This window comes from Gimesia chilikensis (genome assembly GCF_007744075.1).
Lineage (GTDB): Bacteria > Planctomycetota > Planctomycetia > Planctomycetales > Planctomycetaceae > Gimesia > Gimesia chilikensis_A.
Genome location: NZ_CP036266.1, coordinates 7373008 through 7397945 on the forward strand (window position 1 = coordinate 7373008; position 24938 = coordinate 7397945).

The following is a 24938-nucleotide window of genomic DNA, read 5'->3' on the forward strand; positions in this document are numbered from 1 at the left end:
TAGAGTCTGATAGGTGTTTCTGAATCTGACAACAGCAAAGCGGCGCGATTAAAACTCGCCGACCACTTCGCCGGTGGCACGGGTGGAAAGTCCTTTCAACAGATCCAGACTGGTGCTTTCAGACAGGAACCGGACACTGCCATCACAGAGCAGCATGTGCGCGCCGCCGACGTGCTGACTGCGCCAGCCGACACCATATTGACTGTGACTTCCCGAACCGATGGGATACTGCATCAGCTTGGTGTCGATCATCAGATAACCGTCGGAGCCGTAGTAGTAGGTCGCCCAGGTCCAGGGTGCGATGTCATCCCAGCCCCCTTTGGAACCACTCCAGCCAATGTAGCTGGACAGCTCGCCGAGCAGGAAGGTGTTGGTGGTACCGTCGGTGATGTCGCGCATCCGGGTTTTACAACCGGGATAGAGGACCCCTGAAGTTCCGTAGTGCCGACTCGAATTGGAACCGTTAACGAAGCCGACATCAACGGAACCGCCATTGCCACGGTAGTGCAGCGAGCCGTCATTCCCGGGGTTACCACCCCAGGCGGTTGAGTAGTCGTTAGCCCGTTCGCCAATTTCCGAAGAGGGGCAACAGAAGACCGCGATCGGATCGGTAAACAGGTTTGTATCTCCATTGTGAGGAGATGTTGTGAAGCGATAGGGCTGGATGCGGGTCAGTTCTCCCAGGGAGGTCATCTGGTTGTAGCGGGGTGCCTGATCGATATAAGGCAGAATACGGGCAGCCCAGCCGGTCAGATAGCCTGAGCTATGAAAGTAACCTGTGGGGAACATGGTGAAGTTGTCGTGGTAGTTATGAAAGGCCAGTCCGAGCTGTTTCATATTGTTTTTACACTGGGAACGCCGGGCGGCTTCACGGGCCTGCTGGACAGCGGGCAGCAACAGGGCAATCAAAATCGCAATAATGGCGATGACGACCAGGAGTTCAATGAGCGTGAAAGCACGCCTGCGGGTTGTGGATACTTGCATGAAATTCTCTCGCGTTGGGTAGAAGAATAAAATAGATAAGTACGATTTTTAAAATCGCTGACGAGACAACATCCCTTGAGCGGGGGAAGTGATTCGTATCAGCCGGAAGAACTCCAGCTGTCTTTATTAAGAATTATTAAGATATCTAACTCGATATTAATAATGTTTTTTAACAATTCAATCTTTATTTATTCAAAATCCGACATTCTGACGGTGTTTTTCATCGAACAAACGCATCGCAACATGTTTATCTATTGATATTTGCGTTCCGTCTGTCTAATTGAACACTGTCCCCTGCAGGGGGCTGATCGCTACTTTCGACAAACCACGTCATTCATGTCCCATTCACCACATACTACCTATTATTAAATTCACATAACGAAACATGTGGATACGCGTCCGATACAGATAGCGGGGATGATTTTTCTAAATCGAGAGCTGCCGCGAAACTGTTGCAGCTGAAGTGGGTTTCATGGGGAACTGCGCTGACCTGAACTGACTTGAGCCTGCAACGGACTCACGTCCCATGAACCACTGGAGAACCAGATGCACCGAGACCGCCTGACTTTCATCGCGATTCTACTTACCTTTACCGTCGTCCTGAGCGAATCCGCTTCGGCCCAGCAGCCCCGCCGCGGTGCGCCCCGCTGGGTTCGCGAAAATGCGGACGTGCATCGGAACCTGGAATACGCGGAAGTGGACGGGAAGCCTTTGTTGCTTGATTTGTATCTGCCGAAAGGTGTCGAGCAGCCTCCCCTGCTGGTCTGGATTCACGGCGGTGGCTGGCGAAGTGGCGACAAAGGCCGGGGCGGGATCCTGGTTCCCCTGGGTCTGCAGAACGGTTATGCCTGTGCGAGCATCAATTACCGGCTGAGTGGCGAGGCAACATTCCCTGCACAGATCCACGACTGCAAAGCCGCCATCCGCTGGCTGAGAGCCCATGCGAAAGAGTACGGATACGACGCGACCCGCATCGGCGTGGGCGGCTCATCCGCCGGCGGTCACCTGGTTGCCCTGCTGGGAACCAGCGGGGGCGACAAGCAGCTGGAAGGGACAGTCGGCAAACATGCGGATCAATCGAGTCAGGTACAGGCGGTGCTCGACATGTGGGGACCGACCGATTTTCTGCAGATGGATGCGCATGCCCTGCCCGACGCCCGCTTCAAACACAACGATCCCCGTTCGCCGGAATCGTTGCTGCTGGGCGGACCGGTGCTGGAGAACAAAGACAAAGTCGCACAGGCCAACCCGATCACTTACATCGATAAACAGGATCCCCCGTTCCTGATCATTCACGGCTCGAAAGACCCGCTGGTACCCGTGCATCAGAGCCAGTTAATCGACAAGGCACTCAAAAAAGCGAAGGTGCCCGTGCAGCTGATCGTCGTCGAAGGAGCCGGGCACGGCGGTCGGGAATTCAATACTCCTGAGACCAACGACCGCATCGTGAAGTTCCTGGATCAGCATGTGAAGCAGGCCCCCAGGCAGAAAGCGGGTAACTGATCTTTCCTGCGTCCGGGAAAACAGATTTCCGTCTGGCTTTACACCTGTGCGGCGATTCCTGAGAATGGAGTCTGTTTCAGCAGTCTGCGGACAGATTGTTTCGAGTCTGTGCCGCGGCTGAAGTTTCTTAAGCGCGCCCCTTTTGGATACAGGAACACAATGTACTTTTTATCTCCGCGATCGTTACGCTGCACGGGACTGGTTTTTACGGTATGTACTCTACTGACAGGTTGTTCCGGCACACCTGAGGATCAGCCTGATACCGCATCGGTAAAGGGACTGGTCGTGATGGAAGGAGAGCCGATCGAGGGAGCGGTCGTGACGTTTGCTCCTGAAGCGGGGCGGCCTTCGACGGGTATCACAAACAGCCAGGGGATCTTTGAACTGGCTTATAACCCGACCACCAAGGGAGCCAAGATCGGCAAGCATACGGTTCGCATCTCGACAGCACGCTACGTCGAAAATCCGGATGGAACCACGACCGAAGTGAAAGAGGTCATTCCTGCCAAGTACAATGAGAGCTCGAGTCTGACGGTGGAAGTCAAACCCGGGGAAAACGATTTCCCCTTTAAGCTGGACAAGGAATGAGGTGAGGACTGAGACTGTCCTGTAACAGTTTCCAATTAAGATGAAACGATAAGAGCTCCCTGGCGTCTGAACACCAGGGAGCTCTGTTTATGTCACAGGTAAGCAGAAGTTACTTCGGCTTACCATTCACCGATGACCTGACCATCGTTGATGACGGCCAGTCGGAAGTAAGTGCTGGTTGCGGAAGAAATGGTGCCCGGATTATTGGAAGCATCCATGTTTTCACTGGCGAAGCGAACAGCGCCATCTGCCATGAGCACATGCACGCCGCCCTCATGCAGACTGCTGGGACCAAACTGGTAACCGGTGCCGTTGATCATGGACCAGCCGACACGTGCCTGAACCAGACCGTAACGAATGTTTTCGAATTTGTAGGTAGTCGCAGCACAGGGAGTGACTCCTGCCCAGATCGAACCAATGTGGTTCGTGCCGGCAGCGTCGTTCACGGTGGTTCGTTCTGTGAACGCAAACGTGTTGGAGAGCCCATCGGTAATGTCGCGGATCCGGGTTTTGCTGTCCATGTAGAACATGCCGTTCGGCCGGGAAGTGTTACAACGATAATCACCGTTGCCATTGAAGCCGAGGTAATTGGACAGACCGATGGCCACGCCACTCACTCTGTTGTCTGCGTTCTGAGCCGGGTTGGGATCGGCGCTGGACGGACAGAGGTAGGCGGGCAGAACCGTACGCACATCGGCGAGTACGGTGGTGTTGGTCAGATCCATGGGCCTGTTGGGGCTGATTTTATTGTAGAGAGGAGCCTGATCCATGAAAGGGAGGATAAACAGGTTGCACAACCAGCCGTGATCGTTAATGAATCCGGGTGGGAAGACGCGATGAGTTTCGTTGTAGTTGTGCAGCGCGAGGCCAATCTGCTTGAGATTGTTTTTACACTGACTGCGGCGGGCCGCTTCGCGTGCCTGCTGGACGGCGGGCAGTAAGAGGGCGATCAGAATCGCGATGATGGCAATGACCACCAGCAGTTCGATCAGGGTGAAGCCGCGTTTGCGGACGGTGGGTGCAGATAGACTCATAGCGCTGTTCCATTCTAAATGGAGTAATACGGGCGAGAAACATTACGACAGCAACATAGAAGCTTAGAAGGCAGGAAAATCAGGTGGGACTCTCAGCAACCTTGCATCAGTGATATGGTATATGTGAATCCAGGCCAGTGCAAGGAAGAAGTTACAGGCAGGTATTCAGAGGGGCACGTACTGGATATGTTAGGATTGCTTTGAAATTGATGGAGTGTGGAGCGTGAAGAGACACTTCAATATGGTTCAAACTTGGCGCGGCGTGACGTTACCGCGAATGGTTTCGGCCAGATTTTGCATTTGACTTCGCCGGTAAAGGTGCGGGCCAGGAAGGCGGTCATACCCATTTCGAAGAGTTGATAACGATTGTCGCGGCCAGAACAGACGACGACAGGCCACTTGTTACGGGCGCCGCGGGTTAACCAGAAGAGACTATTGCCGTTGTCATCATTACCCCAGGGTAATAAGCCTGGCGTTTCGGGATAGAACTCGTAGGGAAAAGTGTCGGATAGCATTTGATAAATTTCACAGACACTGATCACACTTTTTTGCAAAGCCAAGTATTCGTCTTTGGAAAAGGGATTATAGACTCGCACGAAACTCCCCAGAAGACCACTGCCGAACTTCGCGACGAACAGTTTATAATCATCGGGCAATTGCAGGCCGAGCTTCTTTTCGACGGCGGCCCAGTTCGGTTTCGCAGGCACTTCTTTTGGCTTGTCCGGTGGTGTGACAATTTTTAACAGTTCGCTGAGTGCCATGCGGGTGACCTTTGCGCTTGTGAGGAGATGCGATTGAGAACATTTGAATATTGTAATCTGGCTCCATTCAGAGTGGCAAGCAGCTTTGCTTCTCTCCCGGCGGGCCACCACACAGGGTGGCCCCTACAACTGGTACTGGTGAGGATTGATGAATCTGTTTCGTTTGATTTCTCTGCGACCTCCCGTTGCCTGCGACAATCTCGGATTGTATCCGAGACCACCCTTTGAGCTGTTTCCTGTCACAGGCTTTTCGTGTTTTTTGTGCATTTCGTGGTTCTAAAACATCACCGTTCCCCACGGATTCCTACAATTCCCGGTGGAAACCCTTCGCGCTGCCGAACTTTCGCTGCATAATGCGGGTCCTTCTGCTTACTATTGTGCGTTTCCCTGTTTTGTCTGTTGATGTGTGATGTCCCGTGGTGATGCGAATTCGGCTGCTGCTGACGCTGGTGCTGCCAGTGAAGATCTGAACGCTGCGCTGAAAGAGCTGCCCGGGCAGATCTCACAGGCGATGGTTGTGGACCAGTTTCGGTTCTCACAACGGCTGCGGTCGATCCGGCAGGCGAAGAAGAACAAAAAGCCGTTCGACAGGAACCTGCAGCGACTGCAGGAGGAACTCAAGAAGTCGCTGGCCCGGCGGGAGGAGCGGCTCAAGCTGCGGCCCGAGATCAAGTTTGACGGCAGTCTGCCGATCCATGACGAACTGGATCACATCAAACAGACGATCGCCGACAACCAGGTGGTGATTATCTGCGGGGAGACCGGCTCGGGAAAATCGACGCAGTTGCCCAAGCTGCTGCTGTCGATGGGACGGGGCATCAATGGCATTATCGGTCACACCCAGCCGCGACGAATTGCCGCCCGATCAGTGGCGGCCCGCATCTCCGAAGAACTGGGACGGGAACAGGGAACCGCCTGCGGTTTTAAGATCCGCTTCACCGACACGACGAACCCGAACACTTACATCAAGCTGATGACCGACGGGATTCTGCTGGCCGAAACGCAGAACGACCGCTTTCTGAATCAGTACGACACGATCATCGTCGACGAAGCCCACGAACGCTCGCTGAATATCGACTTTCTCTTAGGCTATCTCAAACGCCTGCTCGCGCAGCGGCCCGATCTGCGGGTGATCATCACGTCTGCCACCATCGACGCCGAACGTTTCAGCGAACACTTTGCGACCCGCGAAGGGCCGGCGCCGATTCTGAATGTCTCGGGGCGGACGTATCCGGTGGAGATTCGTTATCGTCCGTTTGATGCAGAGACGGACGACAAGGGACAGGGCAAAGGCAAAAACAGTAACCGCGACGAACAGTCGCAGCTGGCGGACGCGGTGAATGAACTCGCGGCGATTGACGATGGGGACATCCTGATCTTTGTGGCGACCGAGTGGGATATCCGCGAGACGGCGAAGCTGTTGCGAGGTCGCTCGATCATCGGTGATGACGGCGGGAGGCAAACGGAGATTGTGCCGCTCTATGGTCGACTCTCGACGGCGGAACAGAATAAGGTCTTTCGCCCGTCCACCTATCGTCGGATTGTGATTGCAACGAACGTGGCTGAATCGTCGATTACGGTGCCGGGCATTCGCTATGTGGTTGATACGGGGCTGGCCCGCATCAGCCGCTATTCGAGTCGGTCGCAGGTGCAGCGTTTGCCGATCGAAGCAGTCTCGCAGGCGTCTGCCAATCAGCGGGCCGGTCGTTGCGGACGTGTCGCCCCGGGGATCTGTATCCGGCTCTACAGCGAAGCGGACTTCAACAGCCGCGATGAATTCACGTCGCCGGAAATTCAGCGAACCAACCTGGCCTCGGTGATTCTGCAGACGCTGAATATGAAGCTGGGTGCGATTGAAGACTTTCCGTTTATCGATCCTCCCAAGCCGGCGGCGATTCGCGATGGCTACAGCACGCTGTTTGAACTGGGGGCGATCGACGAACAGAACCGGCTGACCGATATCGGGCGGCAGATCAGTCGGCTGCCGGTCGACCCGCGAATTGCGCGGATGATTCTGGCGGCCCATGATGAAAACTGTCTGCATGAGATTCTGGTGATTGCGTCGGCCCTGGAACTGCAGGATCCACGCGAGCGGCCGATCGATAAACAGCAGGCGGCCGACGAAGCCCAGGAACAGTTTCGCGATCCCGATTCGGACTTCCTGAGCTTCCTCAAGCTGTGGGATTTTTATCACAAGCTGAAAGAGGATCTGTCGCAGAGCCGATTGCGGCGGGCCTGCGTGCAGAATTACCTGTCGTACAATCGACTGCGGGAATGGGCGGACATCTTTCGGCAGCTGCGTCAGCTGGTCGAAGAGACAGGGCTGAAACCGCATCCGCGGAAAGACGACTCGGCGGCGATTCACCGGGCCCTGCTGCCGGGACTGTTGTCGAACATCGCCATGCGGTCGGACACGCACGAGTACACCGGTTCCGGCGGGCAGAAGTATTTCCTCTGGCCCGGGTCGGGGATTTTTGAGAAGAAGCCAAAGTGGGTCATCTCGGCGGAGCTGATCGAAACGAGTAAGCGGTATGCCCGCACGGTTGCGAAGATTTCGCCGAACTGGATTGAGCCCGCGGCACCGCACCTGGTGAAAAAGACCTGGAGCGATCCCCGCTGGAACGGGGATGCGGCGTCTGCGATGGCCACGGAAAAAGTGACGCTGTTTGGTCTGACCATCGTGCCGGGACGTTCGGTGCATTATGGCAAGATCGATCCCGAACAGTCACGCACCCTGATGCTGCAGTATGGTCTGGTCGAGGGGGATATCACGCTGAATGTCGACTTCCTGGCGCACAATCAGAAGTTCATGAGCGACCTGGAACAGCAGCAGGCGAAGTCGCGGCGGTACGACCTGATCCCTTCGCAGGAGCAGCTGTTCGCGTTTTACGATGCACGGATTCCGGAAGACGTGTATGACGGCGTGAGCCTGAAGAAGTGGTGGAAGGTCGCCAAACGAAAGACGCCGACACTGCTCAACATGCGGCTGGAAGACTTCTTCGACGCACAGGCGGAAGAGGTCGACGAGACCGAATTTCCGAACGCACTCAAGATGGGGAAGATGCAGTTTCCGCTGGAGTATCACCTGGAACCGGGGGCCGCGGAAGACGGCGTGACCATTTCCATTCCGCAGGAGAGTCTCAATCAGTTGTCACCGCAGCGACTGGGCTGGCTGGTGCCGGGGCTGCTGGAAGAAAAGGTGGCGGCGATGATCAAGGCACTGCCCAAGTCGGTCCGGCGGATGCTGGTGCCGGCACCGGAGACCGCGAAGCAGGTCGTGAAGCAACTGGAGTTCGGCCAGGGTTCGTTTGAAGAGAAAGTCGCGACGCTGCTGTCCCAGATTTCGGGAGAGCGGATCACAAAGGAGATGTTTGAAACCGAGCGGCTGCCTCAGCATCTGCAGATGAATATCCGCGTGCTGGACCAGGGGGGCGATGCGATCGCCGTCAACCGGAACCTGACGCAGTTGCGACAGGAATATGGTTCGAAAGCGGCCAGCAGCTTCTCGGCACTCTCGGATGATCACTGGAGCCAGAGCGGGTTGACCGACTGGACGTTCGGCGATTTTCCAGCCGAGGTGCAGATCGATCACGATAATCTATCGCTCACCGGATTTCCAAGCCTGGTGGATGAAGGAAAGTCGGTGATGCTCTGCCTGCGGGATGCACCGGAGCGGGCCGCCTATGAGACGCGGTTCGGATTGCGGCGACTGTTTGTGCTGGCCGAACATCGGCGATTGAAATCACAGGTGGAGAACATCCCGGGCCTGGAACGGATCTCACTGTATGCCGCGGGAATCGGCGGGATCAATCTGCGGGAGCAACTGGTCGAACTGCTGGCGGAGCGGGTGCTGTGCGGACAGAAAGAACGCCAGCCGCGGTCCGAGGCCGAGTATCGTCAGTTGATCAAGGAATGGCGGAACCAGATTCCGGTCGCCGCACAGGATCTGGCGTCACTGTTGCCGACGCTGTTTGAGCAGTATCACAAAATCAAGATCACGCTGGATAAGACCAAGGTTCCCGCCTGGAATGAACCGCTGGCCGACATGCGGGCGCAGTTGAATGCCCTGATCAACGCCCGCTTCCTGGTGAATACGCCCTATCCCTGGCTGCAACAGGTTCCCCGTTACCTGCAGGGCATTGAAATGCGTCTGAGTAAACTCGGCGGGAGCGGACTGCAGCGGGACATCGCGAATATTCGCAGTATTTCGCGGTACATTGAAATATACGCCCAGCGGGCCCGGCAGCATCATGAGCGGGAGATTATTGATCCGCAACTGATCAAGTTCCGCTGGCTGCTGGAAGAATTCCGCGTGTCGCTGTTCGCCCAGAAACTGGGGACGGCGCTGAAGGTGTCGCCGAAGATTCTGGATCAGCAGTGGTCGCTGGTGCGGGATTGATCCTGTTTTTTGCTACCACGAAAGACACGAAAAGCACGAAAAGGGTGACCTGGTTCGATGCTGATTTGTGGTGGGATCGCGGTTGCTGAATTGAAGGCTTGAGCTGTCTGTTTCCTGCTCGCTGCGCTCGGCCCGAATTACATTCGGGCTTACCCGGTTTTTTGAGCGGCAAGGCGCCAGGTAGCGTTTCTTAAATCGGATGATATATAGCAAAGACGTTTCAACCGGGGCTAATGCCCTGCGGCTAATTTCTTTTCTGCTGTTGAAGTCCTGAAAACAAGAGTAACAGCATACCCTCGGCCACGGATCTGTGAGCGTAATAGGACTCGTCACTGGTTCTGAGGTCAGCATCTACCCGTGTTACCGGTGGCCAGCTCCATTCCGCTCAGTTCTGGTGGGGTTGTTTTCACTGTTGGGTGAGCTGCAGTGTTCTCCCTTCTTCGGTTCCGGCTTTTCAGTGCTGCGTGCTGTTTATCTGCGGGTGGTGGGTGCGGTTTCTTATAATCTGCTGTTGGGCAGTTCGTGATTCTTAATTCGAATGCTCCAGACCAAATTCGTTTCAACCGGGGTTAACGCACTGCGGCTAATTTGGTTTTGTGTTGTTGGAGTGCTGAGAACAAAAGGAACAGCAGTCCCTCGGCCACAACGTGATTCCCTCGGAAGTTGACACGCTTAGATCACCGCCAGGCGGGCAGGCACACAGGCCAGCCCCTACGAGTTGATGCGGTCATAAAAGGAATGTCGTCATGGATGAATTGCTTTTCTTCATATACTGGTTCAAGCACTGTCGAGCGAGCCGACGGTGGCACTCGATCGTCACAATTGAGGATGTGAATTTTGTAAAATGGCGGCAGGGGGTCAAGACAGAATTTTGTCCGTTTGTGCCCGGATTTTGTCCTGGTCTGTCCGGGATTTTGTCCTGCTGTGACCGGTTTGTGTCCTGGTTTGCCCTGAACATCGAAGGGCTGACTTTGCGAAGTAGTGCGATCTGTTCCAGTAGACAACCGGTGAAAAGCAATGGGGATTCAGCTGTTGTTGCAGCACTGGTGCCGAATGTTTTAGTGCAGATCACCTGTCTCGCGCGCGAGCCAAAGTTAGAACAGCATACGCATCGGCGGGAGGCGATCAAGGGGAGTTTATGCACTTCCTCTGAGACAGTGGTGAGGCAGATTCAGGTTGCGCGGCAGGTAGTGGCGAACGGAAACCGCGGGCCTTTGTCAGGCGGATGTCTCGGTGGGCGGATTGAATTCTTCCATCAGCTGCGTAATCGCATCCGAGGAACCCAGGGCGAAGATACTGTCGCCCGTGTTGAGAATCGACGAACTGGAGGGGGGCATCTGGGGCTGATGACCGGGACGACAGATGCCAACCACCATTATGCCTTTGGTGCTCAGATCGGTTTCACTCAGTTTCTTGCCGCAGTAGGGGCTGGCGTCGGTGATCTGCAGGTCGGCAACTTCGAACCCACCCACATGTTTGCTGGCGACCTCGACGAAATCTTCGACTGCGGGGTGAATCATGAAGCGGGCGATTTTGACGGCACCGCTGCGGAAAGGACTGACGACTCGATTCGCACCGGCATGTTTGATCTTCTCGCCGGCCTTGTCGTCGCTGGCGCGGGCGATGATCTGAAAGCCGGGATTCAGCATCCGTGCGGTGAGGACCACGTAAACGTTGTCGGCGTCTCCGGGGAGGGCTGCTGCGAGGGAAGCCGCCCGTTCGATGCCGGCACTTTTGAGGACCTGGTCATCGGTGGCGTCGCCCTGGATGTAGTACCAGTTGCGGGGAGTGCAGGTCTGCTCCAGGCGTTCTTCATTGCTGTCGATGACCACGAACTGTTTTTCGCGTTCGTGCAGATACTCACAGATGGAGTGTCCCATCCGACCGAGGCCACACACAATGTAGTGACCTTCCAGATTGGCAATTGTTTTCTGCATGCGTCGTTTCTCCAGAACCGAACTCATTTGCTGGCGCACAATCCACTGACCGAGCTGGGAGACACTGTAGGTGAAAATCCCCAGACCAAACATGAGGTAGAAAATGATAAAAATTTTGCCGTTATCAGACAGCGACACCGGGTCTTCATATCCGACGGTGGTCGCGGTAATCACGATCATGAACAGACTGTCGAGCCAGGAAGCACCTTCGATCACCCGAATGCCGACCGTTCCGAAAATCGTAAAGCCGATCAACAGAACCATGATGCGGAAGAAGTGCGCAAGCGACTGCTTCTGCGAGCGGTTTGGATCCAGGGTTGAGGTAAGCTGCTGAAACATGCGTGAAAGTTTACAGTCTGAAGAGCATTTTGGATAGAAAAGCCGTATTTTCAGGAGGCAGTAATAATGACTCGGGTTTCCCCAGATCGTGGAGCAGTTCCTCGGCCGCGAGCAATCCACTGCGAACAGCCCCTTCCATCGTGGCGGGCCAGCCGGTGGAAGTCCAGTCTCCGGCGAGATACAGACCTGCGACCTGCGTCCGTTGCGCGGGGCGGAGCTGTTCCACGCCGGGCTGAACGGAGAAGACCGCATGATGTTCGGTGAGCATGCGACTATGCAGCAGTTGGGCCTCTGCGGTGACAGGCCAGATCCGGGTGAGCTCGGCGATGACTTCCTGGATGATCTCTTCCTGCGAACGTCCCTGGCGTCCGGCTGCGGTGAGTTGATGACTGGCCGAGATGACGATCTGGTAATACCAGCGTCCGTCGTGCTCCTGCTGCATCAGCTGCGTACGGTTGAACATCCATTGAGAAAGACAATCCACGAAGACCGCATGCGGGAGCGGTGTGATTTCGCGATCAAACCAGAGATGGACGCTGGTGATAGGGGCCGCTTCAAGCTGTTCGATGCGCGACAGTTCTGTGCGACCGGGGAACTCGGCAGGCAACAGATCGAGCACGCGCTGGTGGGGAACGGCGAGCACGACGCGGTCTGCATCGATGTGAGTACCATCCCGAAGTTCGACGCCGGTTACTTTGCCCTCGGTGATGTGGATCTGCTTGATGCCGGTCTTGAGACGGATTTCAGTACCACGTGCGGTCAGCCAGTCACTGATTGTGGTGCCGTACAACTGTTCGAGGGGCGTAGTGGGAATCAGAACCTGCCAGCTGTCGCGGGCGCGAAGAAAGCCATCCACGAAAACCTTGCGGGCGTGCGAGAGGCTGATGCGGTCCAGGCTTTCGCTGAGTGCGCTGACAAGAACTACGTTCCAGAAGCGGTCGATGACGGTTTGCGACTGCCCGTGTGCCTGGAGCCAGTCGGCCATGGTCGGTTCGTTTTCCGGATTGACGCGGGTGCGTGCGAGCTGTTTGAGCCCCTGGGCCAGTTCGCGTTTCTCGCGGAAGTTGAGATAGGAGAGTCGCGCGAAGGCGGGAAACAGATGCAGGGGTGTGGGGAGCGCCGGACTGGAGGCAAAGCGGTTCACCTGAAAGCGGGTGTCGGTGCTGACGGGACCGCTCTGATGGGGACCGATGAAGTAGAGCTGCTCGGCTCGCTCAAAGGAATCGGCGATGCCGACGGTTTCGCAGAAGCGATTGAATTCGTGACAGCAGCCCATGCTGACGTGCTGACAGTTGTCGATCAGCGACTGGGACTGCTGGTCTTCAAAGGAGCTCGCGCGCCCCCCGAGTCGAGGTCGGGACTCGAGCAGCATGACAGGCTGGCTCCGCTCCGCGAGAGCCGCAGCGCAGGCCAGGCCGGCGAGACCGCCTCCGACAATGACTGTTGCTGTGCTGCTGTCTTCCAATGACTTTCCCTGACCAACGTGCCGTGCATGTGAAATCGCCCCATCTGTACATTGGATCTGTATTTTCCGGGACTGCTGCCTTAAGATGTGAGGATATCGAAAATCAGCTGAGATCCCAGTAGTGACTTTGGTGAAATCATGAAATATTCGGGGATTCCCCTGATTGAGACACTTTCCCGCGGCTGGCTGCAGGCGGGGAGGAATTTCGTTTATCCGCCCCGGTGTGTACTATGCGGTGAAGACCGGCTGTGCGAGGGAACGAACTGCGGGCCCCGGATCGACCAGATCGCCCCCCTGATGGCTCACACGTGTGGACGGTGCGGTGCACCAGTGGGACCGCATGTAGAGACGTCTTCCGGCTGCATTCACTGCAGGAAAGATCGTTTTTTATTCAAGCGAGCGATTGCCCTGGGACAATATCAGGGGCCATTGAGCGAATTAATCTTAAAACTGAAGCAGAACCCGGGAGCCCCTCTGGGAGTGAGCCTGGGAAATCTACTATACTACCGCCATCAGGAAACACTGGAGAAGATGGACTTTGATCTGATCATTCCGATCCCGCTGCACTGGACATCCCGGCTCTACCGGTCTCATAATCCGTCGACTCTGATTGGTGAGGCATTGTCGGGCCGCTTGCAAGCCCCTTTCGACGTGAATATACTCGCGAAACGAAAACGGACCCCTGCGCAGCTCGGATTGAATTCTTCAGAACGAAGACGAAATTTACGGGATGCGTTTCGAGTGCGTCGAGCGAGGCGAATCCAGGGGCAGAGCATTTTACTGGTGGATGACGTCCTGACTACGGGCTCAACCGCCAATGCTGCGACGCAGGCGCTGCTGGAGGCAGGAGCCCGCGAGATCAACGTGGCAGTCATTGCCAGGGCCCTGGGCCAATAAAAGATTTAAGATCGATACTCCACGGAAATGGCTGCTGTTTCAGTGGATACAACAGATAAGGTAAGTTATCTCGATGGATGCGAGTACCACACCGCCACCCCCTGGTAAGAATTCGCCTGAACAAAAGGAGAAGAAAAAGATCGGGAGAACCCATCACTTCTTTCTGCGGGGCCTGGCGATCAGCCTGCCGCCGATTCTGACGCTGGTGATCGTCATCTGGGTTGCGGGAATCGTGAATGACTATATCATCACGCCTACCACAACCACGGTGCGCTATTGCATCGCCTACTTCACCGACGATTCGCAGCCGCGGGATAACTTCGTGCAGTTGGAAAGTCTGCCCCCCTTGGAATACTGTCGCAAGGATTACCTGGTCAGCAGAGCAGATGCAGCAGAGCTGGAAGCAATTGACGATCAGACGCTGGGAAGAATCCCCCGACGGCAGCTGACGGACAAAGCCTGGGTCCCGTTTGGAGATCGGGCGGTACCTTACACCGACTATCGGGAAGTGGCCAAACGAATTCGCCCCTCTGACATGCCGACAACGGCGATGGGGCTGTACATGGAACTGGCGACGACCCGCTGGTTCAAAAGTCTGTTCAACCTGAGCGCGGTCGCGGTCGCGTTAACAATTGTGGCGTTGTACTTCCTGGGACGTTTCGTGACGGCCCGGATTGGTGCCTGGATGGTCTACAAGTTCGAACAGGGCGTACTGGCGAGACTGCCTGTGGTGAGCAACGTTTATTCTTCGGTGAAGCAGGTGACCGACTTCTTCTTCAGCGAACGCACGGTCGATTACAGTCGCGTGGTTGCGGTGGAATACCCGCGGCGCGGCATCTGGTCGCTGGGATTTGTCACGGGTGACAGCATGCTGGAGATGACAGTCACTGCGGGCGAACCCCTGGTGGCGATCCTGATTCCCACCTCCCCGATGCCGGTGACCGGGTATACGATGAGCGTTCCGAAAAGCGAGATTGTGGATTTGAATATCACCGTCGACCAGGCGTTTCAGTTCTGCCTGTCATGTGGAGTGCTGGTGCCTCCGCAACAGAGAGTGACTGATGAACTGCTGCGGGAGGAACTGGGCAAGCGTCTTTTGGGCGATCGCAAGCTGGCCGGCTTCAAAGTTCAGATCGCCCCGCCCGAACCCACGACTCAGACCACCACACTCGCCAGCGAACATTCCGAATCGGAAGAAACGACTGATGCTTCCGAGCCAAATTCCACTGACTCTTCAGAGCAGCCACCAGAGAAATAGACCGCGGTCTGACGTTGATCGATTCGGTCCAGAGACACATGGAAACAGAATACGCAGGATAGAAAGCAAATTTGACTGATGAATCAGACAGCGGAACCCCGTCCCTTGCGCATCGCAACCCGGGCCAGCAAGCTGGCGCTCTGGCAGGCAGAGCATGTGTCTGCCCTGCTGGAAGCTCAGGGGAGCGGACGGCCGATTGAAATCGTGCACATCACATCGGAAGGTGACCGCGATCTGACCTCGCCACTGTCCCAGTTCGGCGGACTGGGTGTCTTCACACGCGAAGTGCAGAAAGCGGTTTTGGACGGACGGGCTGATCTGGCGGTTCACAGTCTCAAAGATTTACCGACCGAGCCGGCTCCCGGTCTGACCCTGGCGGGAATCCCGGACCGGGGTCCCTTGTATGATGTGTTGATTCTGCCCGAGGGTTCCGAGCCGATTGAGTCGCTGGCTGATCTGCCCGAACAGGCACGGATTGGAACGGGAAGTCTGCGGCGCCGGGCTCAACTGCTGCATCAGCGAAGTGACCTGGAAATGCTCGAAGTCCGCGGAAACGTGCAGACCCGTCTGAAGAAACTGGACTCCGGCGAATACGACGCCCTCTGTCTGGCGGAAGCCGGAATGGTGCGACTGGAACTGCTGGCCGAAAGGAACTGGCTGCTGTTGAGTCCGCCGGAAGTCTATCCGGCCGTCGGTCAGGGCGCCTTGGGCATCGAATGCCGGGACGACGATACCGAAACCATTGAAATTCTAGGAGCGATTTCCGATCCCGCGGTGCGTGCCGCAACCACGGCGGAACGGAGTCTGCTTTCGCATCTGCGTGCGGGCTGCCATGCCCCGATTGGTAGTCTGTCTCGACTGGAAGAGAATCAACTGACATTGGAAGCAGTCGTATTAAGCGGCGACGGTCAGGAGCGGATCTTCGTTTCCGAGAGTGGTCCACTCGAAGCGGCAGCGGAGACCGGGATCAAGGCTGCGGAGGCACTGCTGGAAGCGGGGGCAGACCGGTTGATTTCGCCCGGTCCCGGCTCGCCGGAGGCCCCCTGAATCGCGAACGACTGGGCGGCGGGACGTCAACCCAAAAAAAGGACCTGTAAATTATTTCCCTATTCATGTAAAAAACAGGCTGTAACGTATGTCGATTCTGTGATTCACTTGGGTTATACTCTGTGCAAATGGACTGCCTCTCAAAATCGTATTCAGGAAGAGCGAAAGGTTTGAGACATGGAACGTCACCCTTATCGCCCCGGGTTAACCGGGATCATCGCGACGGAAACTGAAATCTCACAAATCCAGGATGGTTTAACTTATCGGGGTTACCTGGTAGATGAACTGGCCCGCGAGGCCATGTTCCTCGAAGTTGCTTACCTGCTCCTGCACGGTGAACTTCCCAGCCACGAAGAGATGGCTGACTTTCAGACGATGCTGATCGAATCGGGTCAGCTCCCTTACCCCGTGTTGAAGGCTCTGGAATCAATTCCTCCGCACATCGACATGATGGAAGTGGTCCGCAGCGGCGTCAGCCTGCTGGCACATTTCGACCCGCAGATGGAATACGGAATGTTCATGTCGGACATTTCCAATGCCCAATACCTGCTGGCGATGCTGCCGCAACTGATCTCGTTCCGTTATCATTACGTCAACGGGAAGAAACCGGTGGTGCCTAACTTCCAGCACTCATATGCGGGCAGTTTCTGGTACATGCTTAAAGGGGACGAGCCGACTCAGCTCGAAGAAGAAGCCTTCAATGCCCTGCTGATCTCACAGGCCGATTACGGTCTGGCCCCATCCACCTTTGCCGCCCGCGTGGTAGCATCGACGGGGAGTCCCCTGTATTCATCGATCAATGCCGCCATCGGTTCGCTGAACGGCCAGTTGCACTGCAGCTCCGGAGCCGGCGTTCTGGATGCATTACAGGAAGCGATGCACTCAGGAAATGCAGAAGAGTGGGCCTGCCAGGAAATCACCAAGGGACGTCGGGTACTCGGTTTCCAGCACTCGCCGCGTAAACCACGCGATCCCCGGGCAGCGGTCCTGAAGAATTACTGTGTGCAGGTTGCCGATGCACTGGGCCTGAATGCCATGGAAGCGACCGCGGATGCGATCGAAGATGTCATGGCGAAAGTCTCCCGCGTTCATCCCCGCGTGGAATGGCACGCGAGTCGACTGCTGCATTACCTGGGCTTCGAGCCTGAGCTGTTCACGCCGATCTTTGCGGTTTCGCGAATGGCAGGCTGGGTGGCACACATCGTCGAACAGACGGAGAATAATCACCTGTACCAGCCGCTCTCACGCTATGTGGGCATGGATCAGCGAAAATACAAACCGATGCCGTTACGCAGCTGATTCCGCTTTGTCGGGATAGGTCAGTCGCAGCAGAATGGGCATCAGGACGAGGTCACCAAAAACGCCGCCCACCATAGCGACACTCACCAGCGCCCCAAAATAAATCAGGGGGATGAAGTGCGACAGGGTGAGTACACTGAAGCCGGCAACCAGGGCGGACGTGGCATAAATGATTGCCCGGCCGACACTGTGCTGAGTTGATCGCAGCGCTTCATCTGTAGAAGCACCGCGCGAACGTGCTCTTAAGAAGCTTGAGATAAAGTGGATGCTCGAATCGGTCGTAAGTCCCATTGAAACACTGGCGATCATGGCGGTACCGATATTCAACGTCAGTCCGGTCCAGCCCATGACACCAATCACGACGACAATCGGAAACAGGTTGGGAACCATGGAAATCAGTCCCAGTTTCAGACTGCGAAAGGCGAGTGACATGATTAACCAGATACTGGTGGCAGCGAGCAGGAAGCTGTAAAGCTGGTCCCTGAGCAGACTGTCAATCAAATAGGCGAGCAGAATAAAAATACCGGCGGCCTTACCAGGCTCGTCATGAACAGACTTTGAATCCTGATCGGACTCTTTCGTTTCCGAGCCGGGAAAATGTTTTTTCGCGAGGGCATCGACCTTGTGAATCAGGGAGAGTTTTTCCTCAGCCGACTGTCGTTCGAGGGCCCGCAGGACAATACGCATGCGACCCTGTTCGGGATTGTAGAGGCTGCTTTCGAAGTCCGCCTGCAGGTCTTCGATCTGGTCGAGCTTGGACTGGATCGGGTCGGAGGCGAACGGTTTTGACGGCACGAAGTCGAGCGTGTCCGTAATGGAGATGACTTTAGTTAACTGTGTTTTGTCAGGAGGGTTAACCTGTTGCAGGTCTTCCGCCAGAGCCCGGACGCGGTCGAGGTATTCCTTATTCAGTTGAGAGGGAGCAGGAAAGTTGACTTCCCAGGTGGAAGCACCGCCAAGCCGGGTTTCGACGAAGTCGAGCGCCTTGACGATCTCACTGGAGTCGCGGAAGTTTTTACTGAAATCCGTTTCAATGGTTAAGCGACTGAAGCCGGCAGCAGCAAAAATCACGAAGATCAGCGAACCCCAGAGAATCCGCTTGGGGTAACGCTCATTCATTTGAGCGACCTGTTTCAGCTTTCGGGCCAGACCTTTATCGTCTGACTGTTTTGAAGGCTGACGCAGATATCCCAAAGACATTCCGCCGGGCAGAAGGACCGTGGAGGCGATGAGTACCATCAGAGTTCCCAGCGCCATCATGATACCGAAGCTGCGGACAGGAGCGATTTCACTGGTCAACAACGAGAGGAATCCGGCTGCCGTGGTGGCACAGGTCCAGAAGATCGCGGGTAATAGTTCGACCATCGTCCGGCGGATCGCATCGGGACGGGGAACGTTCTCGCGCTGCAGGGCCTGAAAGTGGACGGCCACGTGTGCGACCGTCGCGATGCCGATGATCGTTACGAGGGAATTCAACATGGAGCTGACCATGCTCAACTGGAGATTGCCGATGACAAGTGTGGCTTCGGTCCACCAGATGGAACAGATCACAACCAGTAAAGGGAGGGCGACCCAGCGCAGCCGACGGAACAACAGCAGCAGCACGACCGCCAGCAGACTGAGCGAGACTTTGAACAGCACATCGCCATCTTCTTCCACGTAACGGAACATGTCATAGACCTGCACGGGCTCGCCGACCACATAGGCGCGGGGCTCGTGAGCATGTGCCAGCTCGCGGATTTGTTTGAATGTTTCAGCACGGGGAACGGGTGATTGATCTTCGGGAAGCAGGCGCAGGACGATGGCCGTGGTTTCGTTGTCGTCACCGATCAGCACACCACGCGAAAGTTCGATCAGTTCATCACGTTTCTGTCGAATCAATACCCGCAAGAGGAAGTTTAATTTCGGAGGGCTGAGCGCATTGGCCAGGTTTTGTGTGACGTCTGTATTGACACCCGGAACCTGACTGAGTTCCTGAGAGAATTTACGGACCTCTTTCAGCTCGTCAGTTTCCCGGGATCCTTCTTCGCCCAGCAGACCTGGTACGGTATAAGCGACGAATACAAATTCATCGCCGCCGAAGAGCCGTTTGCTCTCGAGGTAATCGAGCAGGTGCTGGTCATCTTTAGCGTAGAGAGATTCAATCGATTGTTCGAAGTCCAGCTTCGACGCTGGAAAATAAGCGAAGCCGGTCAGAATCAAAAAAACGACCAGCAGGCCCCAGCGGAGTTTATAGAGCAGGTTTACCCCTGATTCCAGCCAGCTCTCTGGTTGACGACTCATAAGGGGAAACCACTTCCTGTTGCCCGACAGGCAATACGATTAAAATTCGGCCCGTTACGATAATGCAGGAAAACTTCCGCAGCTCTCGCAACCCAGATACTCTTGTCGAACTATAGCTCACGGAAACCGTGATTTCACGACAAAGTGTGCCTTTTTTGCATCGTGTTGTTTTTTTCCAACGGGCATACTTCAGAACCTGCAGCATCGATATTTCCTGATATCTGGATCGTTTCGAATCGCAGGTCTGTTCAGTCCCTACAGACGTCAGAAATCACATAAACCCCTTTTCTGGTGAGCAGAGTCCCCTTGTTTCTGCCGTGTGAGATCTGCATACTTAGGGCAGTCTTCCCACTGGTTAACTGCCGTAATGTTAATACTTTGGGGAATCGAAACACCAGATCGAGAATACGCCGATCCAGTCGGGTTGTCCCCCCGGGATCTCGCTTTTCCACAGTGGAACATTGTCTGTGACCAAAACCGGATTCTTAACGACGGCCCTTGTACTGATTCTACTCCTGGCAGGCGGTCTGCGACTGGGAATCGTAATGCGGCAGAGTGATCAACTGCGGGAAGACCGGGATGCCTACATCGCGATTGCCCGTAACCTCGCTGCGGGAAATGGTTTCACTTCAAGTCGCATGGAGGCGGGACAGGACCTCGAACCGACGGCCTTTCGTCCGCCCCTTTACCCCTGCCTGCTGGCCGTGGGTTACTATCTGAATGCGGGTCCCCAGGTGACAGGGATCCTTCAGGTCCTGCTGGGGATCGCCACCGTCTGGTTCACCTGGAAAACAGGGCAGCGATTACAGTTACAATGGGCCGCTGTGCTCGCAGCGGGAATCGTGGCGACGGATCCGATTCTGCTGCAATACACCTCTTACTCCATGACCGAAGTGCTGGCCACGTTCTTATGCAGCCTGTTGCTCTACCTGCTGGTCTGCAGTTTTTCCACGCGTTCAGAGGAATTATCAGCGTCAACCAACAAACCCCTGCTGTTCTGGACCGGCGCCGTCTGGGGGCTGGCGATTCTCTGCCGGCCCACTTTTCTGGCGTTTCTGGGTATCTGGCTGGTGATCCGCCTGGCGGATTCACTGAAACAGAGACTGCTCTCAAACAGTGAGGAGTCACGCCCCGCATCTGTCAGCCAGCAGCTCGCATTTCTGGCAGCGGGAATTTTACTGGCTGTTTCCCCCTGGCTCATTCGCAATCTGGTCGTGTTTCGCGCACCAATTCTGACGACCACGCATGGCGGATACACGCTCCTGCTGGGGAATAATCCGGTCTTTTACAATGAAGTGGTGCAGCAGCCCTGGGGAACGGTGTGGACAGGTGAGAGCCTGGATGCCTGGCAGAAAAGTCTGGAGGCGGATATCGCGCAGCTGCAGCCAGCCCTCGAGACCGAACAGGAACGGGATCGCTGGATGTACCAGCGGGCACGCCAGAATATTTCATCCCAACCTTCGCTGTTTGCCCAGTCATGTCTGCTGCGACTCAAGCGTTTCTGGAATATCGCCCCTCTCGCAAGTGCGGGGCAGACACCCTCTCGAACCCTGCTACTGGGAGTGGCGAGCTACTACTTTGTTGTCCTGCTGGGCTGTCTCTGGGGAGTGTGCCTGGTAGTCTGGAAAAGAGAGCGAAACTGGTCGCCACTAATCTGGCTGCTGGTGAGCTTTACCATCGTGCATCTGTTCTACTGGACCAACATGCGAATGCGGGCGCCGCTGGTGCCTGCGATCGCCCAGCTGAGCGTTTTCGGCTGGTCCCATCTGATTCATTTCTGCAAAATCGACCGACTCTGGACCCGCCCGAACACGGATCACCCTAAAGTCTGAATAATCAATCACTTACAAGCAGGCTGACTCTCATTCCCGGCCAGTGATTGTTATTGACACTCTTTCAGAAATCGACCTATAATCCGCACCCATTTATCTCGGGTCGACAGACTGAGTTACCGCCTGCCGACCTCAAATCGTTACCCTCTTTACTGCTAAACCCTTGGCAGCAGAGCGTATTCCACTTCGATCCTATCCTCTCATCAGAAGATTGACCTACCCGGTTATCACTTCAGGAGTGCCCGTGTCGGGCGAGATCTATTCCGATTCTCGGTATGTTTCGCTTCGTATCTGGCGAGTGATTTTGCTGATTGCAATCCTCGGCGGTGTCACCACCGTTGCGCCTGCTCAGACCAGTTTCTTCGGTGCTCCCAAAGCGTCTTACGAAGAGTCGGAGTACGAACCATCGGAACAGGAATCGATCCAGATCGAGGCGGAATACTCCCAGCAGTGGGAACAGGATTTCGTCAATGTTTCGATTTTGAAAGGGAACTGCCGCATTCAACAGGGCGACGCTGTTCTCCGTTCGCGACAGATGGTTATCTGGCATGCCAAATCCCGTAAGACGGATCGCATTTCGGTCTATCTGGAAGGGGAAGTCCGCGTCGATCTGCCGGGAGAATCCCAAAGCGAGAACAGTCTGCTCGTCAATCTGGTCACGCAGAACGGTTTGAAAACCAAATACCGTCGCCCGACGAACGGAACGCCCGCCGAGGATGATCCCCTGCTCAAGCGAGCAACACAACGCCGGGGCATGCCCCACGATCATCAGTTGAAGCGTGCCCAGTTCATCGTCGAGAAACCGCCGATCGAAGGACCGGAACTGGCTCCCATGCCCGAACCGGAAATGAACGTCGGCTTCCGCCGCATTCGCCTGTTCCCCCGGAGTGCGGTCCCTTACAACGTACAAAGTTTTCCCTCGACACATACCGTTCCCCCGGAACAGATCTGGGTGATTACCGGCGGGGTCAACCTGCTGATCGACGGTGTGGAAGGACTGGGCATGGTCGACATGTCCGCGGATCGGATTATCATCTGGACCGACGGACGGGATACGCAGAACTTCAACTCGGAAATCCGACAGTCCAAAGAAACACCCTTCGAAATCTACCTCGAAGGCAATATCGAGATCCGGCAGGGAACCTATTATCTCCAGGCCAACCGTGCCTACTACGATGCCCGGGAAGAACGGGGCGTGCTGCTGGACGCGGAACTCAAAACGTATATCCCCGAACTGGGAGAAGACGTCCGCGTCCGGGCCAGCCAGATCCGTCAGTTGTCGAAAGGGGCCTATCTGGCTCAGAACGCCTGGGCAACAGGCAGCCAGTTTGGAAAGCCGGGCTACAAAATTCAATCCTCGGATGTGTTCATCGAAGATCGCTATACAACTCCCTGGCTGGGAACAGGCTCACCGCAAATTGATCCGCTCACGAATGAACCAGTACCGAATAAGCGCGCCTGGATTTCCAGTTCGAACAATACCTTCCAGGTTGGTGACGTACCGCTGTTTTATCTGCCCTACGTCTCCAGCCCGGCCGAGGATATCTATTTTCCAATCACGGGTCTGAGATTCGGGAACGACCGGATCTTCGGTTTTCAGGTTGAGACCGAATGGGATATGTATAAACTGCTCGGCCTCGAGCGTCTGCCCGGCACGAAGTGGGAAGGTCAGGTCGATTACTACTCATACCGTGGTGTCGGCATCGGTCAGTCGGGAGACTATCAGGGAGCCAACATGCTGGGCTTCGATAATGTCTTCCGCGGTGACGCCAAGATGTTCTACATTCACGATACCGGTCTCGATAACCTGGGTGCCGACCGTCGGGCTCTGGTCCCCTCCACTGAGGACCGCTATTTCATTAATATGCATCATCGTCAGGAATCGCCGTTCGGGATGACACTCACCGGCGAAGGTGGTCTGCTCTCAGACCGAAACTTCCTGAACGAATACTTTGAAGAGACGTTCGACACCGGCAAAGATATTGAAACCCTGCTGCACCTCAAGCAGCAACAGGAGAACTGGTCCTGGTCGATGATTGGGCGAACCCGTTTGAACGGATTCGAAACCACCACAGACTGGCTACCCAAAGCGGATCTGTTCCTGCTGGGCGAGCCCCTCTTCGGAAACCTGGTCAACTGGACTTCCCATTCCTCCGTCGGTTACGGAAAGCTGAAGCCCGGCTCCGCACCATACAACCCCTCTCAGGATGTCTTTACTCCCCTGCCCTTCGTTGCGGATTCAGAGGGACTGGTCGCGATGACCCGGAACCAGTTGGAAGCCCCCTTCAATCTGGGGCCCTTCATCATGACTCCTTATGTCATGGGGGAAGCGGCTTACTGGGAACAGGGTCTGCAACAACAGCAGATTGATCGTCTGTATGGTTCTGCCGGTCTGCGGAGCAGCATCATGGCAGAGCGAGTCTTCCCCACGGTTTACAATCCGTTTTTCAATCTGAACGGTCTGGCTCACAAGATGGTGCTCGAAGCGGATTACTCCTTCAGCGACTCAAGTGAAAACCTGACCAACATCGCACAATACAATGAATTCGATGACAACGCTCAGGAACGATTCCGCGAACGTCTGGTCATCAACACATTCGGTGGTACGCTGCCTCCCCAGTTCGACCCCCGCTTTTACGCCGTCCGAACGGGAGCCGCACGGGGTGTGACCGATCCGTACTACGAAATGGTCGACGATCAACAGGTCCTGCGGATGGCGTGGCGGCATCGTCTGCAGACCAAAACGGGTCCCCCCGATCAACAACGGATCAAAGACTGGATGAGCCTGGATCTGGAAGCGTCCTACTTCCCGGACGCGACACGTGACAACTTTGGCGAAGACTTTGGTCTGTTGGGTGGACGTTACCGCTGGTACCTGGGTGACCGAACAACGCTGGCAGCCAACGCCTATTACGACCTGTTCGATGGCGCACAGCAGTTGTGGGACGTGTCATTGACCAGTCAACGGACCCGCCGCATGACGGTTAACGTGGCATTACAACAGATCAAAGGGGGCGGCGGCCTGGACAGCCAGATCATCTCTGCCACACTGAACTACGTCATGAGCGAAAAATGGAGTGCGGGTGTCAGCACCGCATACGACCTGGGCGAAAACATGAACCGCGGACAGACCTTCATGCTCACCAGAACCGGGGCGGACTTCGTCATGAGCCTCGGAATGAACTACGATCAGAGTACGGGTAATGCCGGAATCGGCTTAACCATTATGCCGCGTTTTGGAAACTTTGGAGCCGGGCCAGGGGCTTTCAATTCACTCTTTGGCAATCCGCCTCAATAACAGGAATTTCGACA

15 protein-coding genes are annotated in these 24938 nt (G+C 55.7%); 9 read left to right on the forward strand and 6 right to left on the reverse strand.

All coding sequences use genetic code 11. The features are described from left to right. Positions 1 to 48: 48 nt before the first annotated feature. Positions 49 to 984: a DUF1559 domain-containing protein gene (locus HG66A1_RS27865; RefSeq protein WP_145192065.1), complete on the reverse strand. Its 936-nt coding sequence runs from the start codon at positions 982 to 984 to the stop codon at positions 49 to 51. 546 nt (positions 985 to 1530) lie between these two features. On the opposite strand from HG66A1_RS27865, the gene HG66A1_RS27870 reads away from it, so the two are divergent. After that, positions 1531 to 2487: an alpha/beta hydrolase gene (locus HG66A1_RS27870; protein WP_145192068.1), complete on the forward strand. Its 957-nt coding sequence runs from the start codon at positions 1531 to 1533 to the stop codon at positions 2485 to 2487. A gap of 159 nt (positions 2488 to 2646) precedes the next feature. Next, entirely contained in the window at positions 2647 to 3075 is a 429-nt protein-coding gene (locus HG66A1_RS27875) for a carboxypeptidase-like regulatory domain-containing protein (protein ID WP_145192071.1), read from the forward strand. 119 nt (positions 3076 to 3194) lie between these two features. On the opposite strand, the gene HG66A1_RS27880 is transcribed toward HG66A1_RS27875, so the two are convergent. Together HG66A1_RS27880 and HG66A1_RS27885 are read right to left on the reverse strand one after the other, a co-directional pair. Continuing rightward, the gene (locus tag HG66A1_RS27880; protein ID WP_145192075.1) at positions 3195 to 4109 is read right to left on the reverse strand and encodes a DUF1559 domain-containing protein; all 915 of its coding nucleotides are present in this window, start codon (positions 4107 to 4109) and stop codon (positions 3195 to 3197) included. Between the two features lie 236 nt (positions 4110 to 4345). After that, positions 4346 to 4870 (reverse strand): SMI1/KNR4 family protein, encoded by a 525-nt coding sequence (locus tag HG66A1_RS27885; protein ID WP_145192078.1) that lies wholly within the window; start codon positions 4868 to 4870, stop codon positions 4346 to 4348. A gap of 409 nt (positions 4871 to 5279) precedes the next feature. Between HG66A1_RS27885 and hrpA the strand changes: the two genes are divergently transcribed. Further along, complete coding sequence (hrpA, locus tag HG66A1_RS27890) at positions 5280 to 9269, forward strand: ATP-dependent RNA helicase HrpA (protein ID WP_145192081.1); 3990 nt, start codon at positions 5280 to 5282, stop codon at positions 9267 to 9269. Positions 9270 to 10486: 1217 nt separating this feature from the next. Here hrpA and HG66A1_RS27895 read toward each other — a convergent pair. Both HG66A1_RS27895 and hpnE read right to left on the reverse strand, forming a co-directional pair. After that, entirely contained in the window at positions 10487 to 11545 is a 1059-nt protein-coding gene (locus HG66A1_RS27895) for a potassium channel family protein (RefSeq protein WP_145192084.1), read from the reverse strand. Between the two features lie 10 nt (positions 11546 to 11555). Beyond that, positions 11556 to 13010, reverse strand: coding sequence for a hydroxysqualene dehydroxylase HpnE (gene hpnE, locus HG66A1_RS27900; protein WP_197996845.1), 1455 nt, complete (start codon positions 13008 to 13010; stop codon positions 11556 to 11558). Between the two features lie 138 nt (positions 13011 to 13148). Here hpnE and HG66A1_RS27905 point away from each other — a divergent pair, with 138 nt between their 5' ends. The 4 genes from HG66A1_RS27905 (at position 13149) to HG66A1_RS27920 (ending at position 17511) form a co-directional block, all read left to right on the forward strand. Beyond that, entirely contained in the window at positions 13149 to 13907 is a 759-nt protein-coding gene (locus tag HG66A1_RS27905; protein ID WP_145192089.1) for a ComF family protein, read from the forward strand. 73 nt (positions 13908 to 13980) lie between these two features. Further along, positions 13981 to 15165 carry a DUF502 domain-containing protein gene (locus HG66A1_RS27910; protein WP_145192092.1) on the forward strand — a complete coding sequence of 395 codons (1185 nt, stop codon included), beginning with the start codon at positions 13981 to 13983 and terminating at the stop codon, positions 15163 to 15165. A gap of 78 nt (positions 15166 to 15243) precedes the next feature. Continuing rightward, complete coding sequence (hemC, locus tag HG66A1_RS27915) at positions 15244 to 16212, forward strand: hydroxymethylbilane synthase (RefSeq protein ID WP_145192095.1); 969 nt, start codon at positions 15244 to 15246, stop codon at positions 16210 to 16212. Positions 16213 to 16389: 177 nt separating this feature from the next. Continuing rightward, positions 16390 to 17511 (forward strand): citrate/2-methylcitrate synthase, encoded by a 1122-nt coding sequence (locus HG66A1_RS27920; protein WP_145192098.1) that lies wholly within the window; start codon positions 16390 to 16392, stop codon positions 17509 to 17511. On the opposite strand, the gene HG66A1_RS27925 is transcribed toward HG66A1_RS27920, so the two are convergent. Next, the gene (locus HG66A1_RS27925; RefSeq protein WP_145192101.1) at positions 17500 to 19794 is read right to left on the reverse strand and encodes an efflux RND transporter permease subunit; all 2295 of its coding nucleotides are present in this window, start codon (positions 19792 to 19794) and stop codon (positions 17500 to 17502) included. The genes HG66A1_RS27920 and HG66A1_RS27925 overlap by 12 nt on opposite strands. Before the next feature lie 467 nt (positions 19795 to 20261). Here HG66A1_RS27925 and HG66A1_RS27930 point away from each other — a divergent pair, with 467 nt between their 5' ends. Both HG66A1_RS27930 and HG66A1_RS27935 read left to right on the forward strand, forming a co-directional pair. Further along, positions 20262 to 21626, forward strand: a complete 1365-nt coding sequence (locus tag HG66A1_RS27930) for a glycosyltransferase family 39 protein (RefSeq protein ID WP_145192104.1) — start codon at positions 20262 to 20264, stop codon at positions 21624 to 21626. 244 nt (positions 21627 to 21870) lie between these two features. Beyond that, positions 21871 to 24924, forward strand: coding sequence for a hypothetical protein (locus HG66A1_RS27935; protein WP_145192107.1), 3054 nt, complete (start codon positions 21871 to 21873; stop codon positions 24922 to 24924). Positions 24925 to 24938: the final 14 nt, after the last annotated feature.